This window comes from Mycobacterium sp. (assembly GCF_040509115.1).
GTDB lineage: Bacteria > Actinomycetota > Actinomycetes > Mycobacteriales > Mycobacteriaceae > Mycobacterium.
This window is the reverse complement of sequence record NZ_JBEVLO010000456.1, coordinates 1-7,761: the sequence shown is the minus strand read 5'-3', so window position 1 is coordinate 7,761 and position 7,761 is coordinate 1. Positions and strand designations below refer to the sequence as shown.

General features: G+C 63.3%; 7 protein-coding genes. 5 read left to right on the top strand and 2 right to left on the bottom strand.

The window, feature by feature from the left end:
- The coding region (locus ABW137_RS31085) for an acyl-CoA dehydrogenase family protein (RefSeq protein WP_526405964.1) at positions 1-900 on the bottom strand (900 nt) is incomplete at its 3' end.
- Positions 901-994: 94 nt separating this feature from the next.
- On the opposite strand from ABW137_RS31085, the gene ABW137_RS31080 reads away from it, so the two are divergent.
- From ABW137_RS31080 to ABW137_RS31060, 5 genes are all read left to right on the top strand, one after another.
- Positions 995-2,518, top strand: coding sequence for a class I adenylate-forming enzyme family protein (locus ABW137_RS31080; RefSeq protein ID WP_526405962.1), 1,524 nt, complete (start codon positions 995-997; stop codon positions 2,516-2,518).
- 60 nt (positions 2,519-2,578) lie between these two features.
- A complete protein-coding gene (locus ABW137_RS31075) occupies positions 2,579-3,724 on the top strand; it encodes a thiolase family protein (RefSeq protein WP_526405960.1) in 1,146 nt (381 codons plus the stop codon).
- Positions 3,725-3,800: 76 nt separating this feature from the next.
- Positions 3,801-4,646, top strand: a complete 846-nt coding sequence (locus ABW137_RS31070; RefSeq protein ID WP_526405966.1) for a mycofactocin-coupled SDR family oxidoreductase — start codon at positions 3,801-3,803, stop codon at positions 4,644-4,646.
- 10 nt (positions 4,647-4,656) lie between these two features.
- A complete protein-coding gene (locus tag ABW137_RS31065) occupies positions 4,657-5,961 on the top strand; it encodes an FAS1-like dehydratase domain-containing protein (protein ID WP_526405958.1) in 1,305 nt (434 codons plus the stop codon).
- Between the two features lie 6 nt (positions 5,962-5,967).
- Positions 5,968-7,110: an acyl-CoA dehydrogenase family protein gene (locus tag ABW137_RS31060; RefSeq protein WP_526405956.1), complete on the top strand. Its 1,143-nt coding sequence runs from the start codon at positions 5,968-5,970 to the stop codon at positions 7,108-7,110.
- A gap of 40 nt (positions 7,111-7,150) precedes the next feature.
- Here ABW137_RS31060 and ABW137_RS31055 read toward each other — a convergent pair.
- Positions 7,151-7,761: enoyl-CoA hydratase/isomerase family protein (locus tag ABW137_RS31055; RefSeq protein ID WP_526405954.1), on the bottom strand; the 611-nt coding region annotated here is incomplete at its 5' end.

Genomic DNA, 7,761 nt, shown 5'->3' with positions numbered 1-7,761 from the left:
GAATCCGATCCCCCCGTGCACCTGCAACGCCGTGCTGGCTGCCTCGCTCGCTGTCGACTTGGCATACGCCGCGGCCGCCGATGCGGCTCGGCTCCGAGCAGCCGCGCTCACCGAGTGATCTAGAGCCGCCGCGCCCGCCCACAACGCGGCGCGACTGGCTTCCACGCCGAGCGCCATGTTCGCGCAGTGGTGCTTGACGGACTGAAACGATCCGATCGGCACGCCGAATTGCTGCCGTTGTCCGGCATAGGTCACCGAGATCTCTAAAAGTCGCGCAGCCGCGCCGAGCGCGTCGAAGGCGCGGTGCACCGCAAGGGCGTCGCGGACATAGGCCACCGTTCCACCGGGCAGATCGGTCCACTCGATCGACGTTCGGTCGAGGTCCACCCTGGCCCACGTTCGGGTGAGGTCCAACGTAGACAGCGCAGATAGCTGCGGCGTACGGACGACAGTTGCACGGTCCGTCCCAGCGGACTCATCGACCACTACGATCGCGGCCAGATCCGCCGCCATCGGCACGGGGCTGGTCTTCGTAGGGGACCATTTCGAAGTTCGGGCCAGGCCGAGCACCAGGTCGCCTTCCGCGGCCGACGAGTATTCGGGCATCCCGGCGCGCTCCAGCAACCAATTGGTGATCGCCAGATCCGCCAGCGGCAGGGAGCTCGCGGCGTACCCGTGAGCTTCTCCGAGAGCGGCCAGATCGACATGCGTGCCGCCGACATCCGGCGTCAGCAGAGCCAGGAGCCCGCCCTCCGCCGCGTGCAGCAGCACTGCTGGATCGATGGCAACGGGAGCCGCGTCGAGCGTCTCGCGGACGCGCGCTATCGGGTCATGGCGGGCCAAGAACGCCCGCTCCGACCCGACAAGCTGTTCCTGCTCAGCGGTCAACCCGAAATCCATGGCAGATCCCTCCAGTAAGTTGACCTAGTAAACCATGTCATCTACGTTAATCGAAGGCCCGGACATATTCCGGACCGCAACATCAGGGAAGTCGATGACAAGCATCCAGGACGCGCTGGGCCGGTTGTGGTCTGCTGACGACCAGGCCACCATGCTTCAGCAGAATGACACGTGGGTGACCTGGGGTGCGATCAGGACACTTGCGGAAGGGATTGACCGCGAGCTGACAGCTGCGCTGTGCCGTCCGGGCTGTCGGGTTGCTGTGGTTCTGGCCAACCGGATGGAATCGGTTGCGGCGCTGATCGCGATCTTCCGAATGGGCGCCACCTTGGTGACGATCAGTCCTCTACAACCTCCGGCCCGGCTCAGTGCCGATCTCGCCGCCTCCGGTGCCTCCTATGTGTTGGCCCCCGAAATGTTGTGGTCAGAACCGGACTTCGCCGCGGCCGTCGCCGATCTTGGTGCCGCCGGCTGGAGCGTGGACGGTGGACAGACCAAGGCGATGGCGGCCGCGACCAAGGACGCTGCTCACGCTGACCCGGCTGTCGCGATTGAGATGCTGACCTCGGGCACGACGGGCGCTGCCAAGCGAATACCGTTGACGCACCACCAACTTGAAGCATCGTTGGCTTCCGCGCTGCAGCACAACAATAGAACTCACAGCGACGATAAGCCCCCGCTGACTGGTTCCGTCGGCATGGTGACACTGCCGATTGTGCACATCGGTGGCTTATGGTCGCTGCTGCAGGCACTGGTCGCCGCGCGGCCGTTCGTGATGCTCGACCGATTCACCGTTGCGGGTTGGCATGCCGCGGTCAGAGAGCACAAGCCCATCGTCGCCGGGCTGCCTCCGGCTGCGATCCGCAGCGTGCTCGATTCCGATATCCCGCCGGCCGACCTCGACAGCATTCGGGCGATCAACGCGGGCACCAGCCCGGTCGATCCAGCGCTGGTCGACGATTTTTTCGCCCGCTACGGAATCCCCATTCTCATTGTCTACGGAGCCACGGAATTCTCTGGCGCAGTGGCAGGCTGGACGCTGCGTGACTTTCACGAGCGCTGGGCTGAGAAGAAGGGCAGCGTCGGTCGGGCCTTCCCCGGTGTGCGGCTACGCGTCGTCGACGAGGACCGGGTAGCTGTCTCAGGCGGTCAATCGGGACGGTTGCAGGTGGCTACCCCGCAGGCCGGTGGCACCCCGGATGGCTGGGTCACCACCAGCGACCTGGCCCGGATCGACGCAGATGGCTTTCTCTATATTGAGGGCCGCGCTGATGATGTCATCGTGCGGGGCGGGTTCAAGGTGGCACCCGAAACCGTCGTCAAAGCACTGCGCGGTCACCACCGGGTCGCCGACGCGGCGGTAGCCGGGCTTCCCGACGCGCGGTTGGGCCAGGTGCCGGTGGCCGCGGTTGAGCTGCGTCCCGGCCCGCCGGTAACCGGTGATGAACTGCGTGCCCACTGCCGCGACCAGTTAACACCCTATGAGGTACCGGCTGAAGTCTTCGTCGTTGACGAATTGCCCCGCGGTGCAGCACTCAAGGTCGACCGGTTGCGACTGCTGTCGATGTTCGATGAGTTACGCGGCGCCGCCGTCGCGCAGCCCACTGGAATCGGTTGACCAACAGAGGCATTGATCCTGCAGCACAGCCGCTGCGCTTCACACCGAAGGAGAATGTTCATGGCCGAAGCCGTCATCGTCGAGGCGGTCCGCTCGCCGGTAGGGAAGCGCAACGGAGGTCTGTCCGGGGTGCACCCGGCTGAGCTGTCAGCCCAGGTGCTCAACGGTCTCATCGAGCGCGCGGGAGTGGATCCCGGCCTGGTCGACGACGTCATTTGGGGTTGCGTCGGGCAGGTGGGGGATCAGGCCCTCGATGTAGCCCGCACAGCGCTGCTCGCGGCCGGATGGCCGGAGACAGTGCCAGGTGTCACCGTCGATCGTCAGTGTGGGTCGAGCCAGCAGTCGGTCCATTTCGCCGCAGCCGGAGTGGTCGCCGGCCACTACGACGTGGTGGTCGCGGGTGGTGTCGAGTCCATGTCGAGGGTGCCGATGGGCGCGACGGTCGCCGCCGGTGGCGACCCGTACCCGGCGTCGTTCATGAACCGCTACCACTCGCACCCCAATCAGGGGATCGGCGCGGAAATGATCGCCGAGCAATGGGCGTTGAGCCGCGCCGTTCTCGACGAGTTCTCGTTGGCATCGCATGAGAAAGCGGCCGCCGCGCAGGATTCCGGTGTCTTCGACGATCAGATCGTAGCGATCAAAGATTCCGAAGGCGGCATCGTGCTTAAGGATGAGGGCATCCGCCGGGGTGGGACGCTGGAGAAGATGTCCCAAATTAAACCGGCCTTCAAACACGACGGCGTCATTCACGCCGGCAACGCCTCACAGATCTCTGACGGCGCAGCGGCGTTGCTCATTATGTCGACGGAGAGGGCCACCGAGCTGGGACTTACGCCGCTGGCCAGAGTGCACACCGCCGTCCTCGCCGGTGCTGACCCCGTCATCATGCTGACCGCACCGATTCCTGCGACACAGAAGGCTCTGAAGCGGTCTGGTCTCGCGGTCGCCGATATCGGGGTTTTCGAGGTCAATGAGGCCTTCGCCCCGGTGCCGCTGGCCTGGCTCAAAGAGATCGGGGCCGCCGAGAAAAACCTCAATCCCAATGGCGGCGCGATCGCACTGGGCCACCCGCTGGGTGGTTCTGGGGCCCGCATCATGACCACGATGCTCCATCACATGCGGGACAAGGGGATTCGATACGGACTGCAGACGATGTGCGAGGGCGGCGGGCAGGCGAACGCGACTATTTTGGAGTTGTTATGAGCTTTGGGCGGGCGCTGCAGTGCGCCTGTGCAGTGATGTCAATTGACAATTCTGTGATGAAAGGCAACTGATCATGGTGGGACGTGTGCAGGACAAAGTTGTTCTCGTCACCGGAGGTGCCCGGGGCCAAGGCCGCAGCCATGCGGTGAAATTGGCCGAAGAGGGCGCCGACATCATCCTTTTCGACATCTGCCGCGACATCGAGTCCAATGACTATCCGCTGTCGACTCTTCACGATCTCGAAGAAGCTGGCCTCGAGGTCGAGAAGACGGGCCGGCGTGCGATAACCGCCGAGGTCGACGTTCGCGACAAACAAGCGGTGGTCGACGCCCTGCGGTCGGCGGTGGACGAACTCGGCAAGCTCGACGTCGTGGTCGCCAATGCGGGAATCTGCCCGTTGGGCACCGGTAAGACTATGGCCGCCTTCGCCGACGCGTTTGATGTCGACTTCATCGGCGTTGTCAACGCAATCCACGCGGCGCTGCCCTACCTCAAACCTGGTGCCTCGATCATCACCACCGGATCCGTGGCTGGTCTGATCGCGGCGGGCAAAGGGGGCGTCGGCCCGGCCGGACCAGGCGGATCCGGATATAACTTCGCCAAGCAGCTCGTCGATTCCTACACCAAACAAATTGCGACGCAACTGGCGCCGCAATCCATCAGGGCCAATGTCATCCACCCCACCAATTGCAATACGCCGATGCTCAACAGTGACCCGATGTACCGGGTCTTCCGGCCGGATCTGGACAACCCCACGCGCGAGGACGCCATTGTGGCTTTCCCTGCGATGCAGGCAATGCCGGTGCCATATGTGGAACCCGAGGATATCTCGAATGTGGTCTGTTTCTTGGCTTCCGACGAATCCCGTTACATCACCGGCAGCCAGTTCAAGGTCGACGCCGGCGCAATGCTGAAGTTTTAGAGAGGACGGCATGACCACCGCAGAAGCCACCCCCAACCCCGAAGCCGATACCGCCTCGGTCGAGGGCCGCATCACCGACGAAGACATCGAAAGGGCCCGTGCGCAGATTGGCATCGCGGTCAACCAGCGCGATGAGGCGTGGAACAAGATGCCGCATGCCGACGGGATCAGCCACTTCGCCTTCGGCTGCGGTGATGATAATCCGCTCTTTCACGACCAGGCCTATGGAGCCGGCACGCGCTGGCATGGACAGATTGCGCCACCGACGTTCCCGATCGCGACCGGCCTCGATCAGACGCCGAAATTCACCGATCCGGATCGCAAAGCGCTCTTCCGCGGGTTGTTCCGTGGTACCGGTAAATACTACTCAGGAGTGAAATGGACGTGGTTCCAGCCGATTTACGCCGGCCGACCCGTCTTCGCCGAGACCTATACCCTCGATGTCGAGGTCAAAGAGAGCCAGTTCTCCGGTGGCCGCTCGGTTAAAGAGACATACCGCTACCTCTATGTCGATGCCAACGGGACGCCGATCGCTACCCGTGACGAGTCCTACATCAACGCTGAGCGTCATGGTTCTAAGAAGTCGGGCAAGCTTGCCCACATTGAGCGCAAGCATTGGACACCAGAGGAATTCGCCGAAGTCGAGGCCGCCTACGAAGCTGAAGAGCGCCGCGGGGCCGAGCCACGGTGGTGGGATGATGTCCGCGTCGGTGAGGAACTTCCTGAGGTCATGAAGGGTCCGCTGACGGTGGTGGACATCATCAGCATGCATCAAGGCTTTGGCTGGGGTGGTTACGGTGTCGGCCCGCTCAAATACGCCCACCAGTTACGCAAGCGGATGCCCGCCTTCTACCAGCCCGATGAGTACGGCGTGCCCGACGTGGTGCAGCGATTGCACTGGGATGCCGAGCGGGCGAAAGCATTGGGTATTCCCGCTCCCTACGACTACGGGCAGATGCGTGCCGCCTGGGTCAGCCACCTGCTGACAAATTGGATCGGTGATGACGGCTGGCTGGCCGAAATGGATTTGCAGATGCGCGGATTCAACTACCACGGTGACATTCACCGCTGCACAGGCACGGTGACCGCCAAAGGTGCGACCGCCGACGAAGGGGTGACCCTTGAGGTGCGCGCTACGAGTCAGCGAAATGAGGCCACCACCAAGGGCACGGCCACGGTGCTGCTTCCATCCAAGGTGACCGGGGCAGTTGTCCTTCCAACACCCAGTGCTGACCTCAAACAGCGCGGGGCGCAGGTTGTTTCACGAATTTCGGGGCGGGTTGGCGACGAGATGCGGCGAATTTATGGAGAGTGAACACCTATGAAGCGACTGATATTCGACCCTGAGCACGACCAAGTGCGGGAAACCGCCCGCCAATTCATCGAGCGCGAGGTCATGCCCAACGCGGAGAAGTGGGAGCGCGACCGAATTGTCGACCGCTCAGCCTATCTTGCAGCGGGCAAATATGGGCTGATCGGATTCAACATGCCCGAGCAGTACGGCGGCGGCGGGTCAGACGATTTCCGGTTCAATGCCGTCATCGTCGAGGAACTCGCCAAATTCGGCTCGGTGACCCCCTCGCTCAGTCTGCAGAATGACATCGTCGGTCCCTATCTGAAAGGACTGGCGACAGCCGAGCAGCAACAACGTTGGCTGCCGGGGTTCATCACCGGCGAGATCATCGGGGCGATCGCGATGAGCGAGCCGGGTGCGGGAAGCGATCTGGCCGGCATCCGCACATCGGCGGTGCGCGACGGTGCTGACTGGATTCTTAACGGCGCCAAGACGTTCATCTCCGCGGGCATCAACTCCGACCTCGTCATCGTGGTGGCGCGCACAGACCCGGACGCGGGTCATAAGGGCTTCTCGCTGCTGGTCGTGGAGCGGGGCATGGACGGTTTTACCCGTGGACGCAAGCTCGACAAGATGGGTCAACACGCCCAGGACACAGCTGAACTGAATTTCGAGAATGTACGCGTGCCGGGTAACAACCTGCTCGGTGAGGAGAACCGCGGCTTCTACCACCTCATGCGTAACCTGCCATCCGAGCGACTCTCGATTGCAGTCGGTGCCGTCGCGGGGGCGCGCGAAACCTGGCGCCAGACATTGCAGTATGCAAAGGACCGCAAGGCATTCGGGCAGCCGATCGGCAGTTTCCAGCACAACCGGTTCGTTCTGGCCGAACTCGACACCGAACTCGATATTGCGGAGCAGTACATCGACCGCTGCCTGCAGGCCGTCCTCGACGGTGATCTCAGCGCCGTCGAGGCTGCTAAGGCGAAGTGGTGGTGCACCGAACTCGCCAAGAAAACGGTCGACGCCTGCGTTCAGCTGCACGGCGGGTACGGATATATGAACGAATACCGTGTGGCGAAGGATTATGCCGACGTCCGGATCCAGACCATCTACGGTGGCACCACCGAAATCATGAAGGACATCATCGGGCGCGACCTCGGGCTTTGACCCTGCCACCTTGTCCGCATGCGGACCGAGTGGCAGGGTGTCATCGGGTCCTGGTCTCTTTCTTGTTGGTCCGTGAATCGCCCTCGGCGCCGGCGTTGCCCAGATGCGTGTAGGACAGTCCGTGGCGCTGGCGAAGGGTCGGGGTCAGGTCGCGGGCCTCCCACAGCGCCCTGACGGTGCCCTGGATCCCCTCGGGGCGGCGGGCGGCAATCTCAGCGGCCAACTGCGCTGCGCGGCTGCGTAATTGGTCGTCGGGAACCACTTCGGTGACCAGGCCGATGCGCAACGCGGTCGCGGCGGTGAGGCGTTCTTCGCTGCCCAGCAAGGCCCACCGCATGACCTCCCCGAAAGGCACGCCGGACGACAGCATGCCCATCGGCTCAAGTGCAGAGACAATACCGGCGTTGGCGTGGGGATCGAAGAACGTTGCCGTGGCGCTGCAAATCGCGAAATCGCATTCGTTGACGAAATACATGGCGCCGCCGGCGACCATGCCGTGCAGTGCCGCGATAACCGGCTTCCAGACCTGGTGCTGTTTGGGTCCGAGAAGCGCGCCGGGGTCTTGCTGATTGAAAATAGTGGAGTGATACCACCAGGGACCCGACGATACGTCGATCCCGGTGCAGAACGCTCGATCGCCGTTCGCGCGCA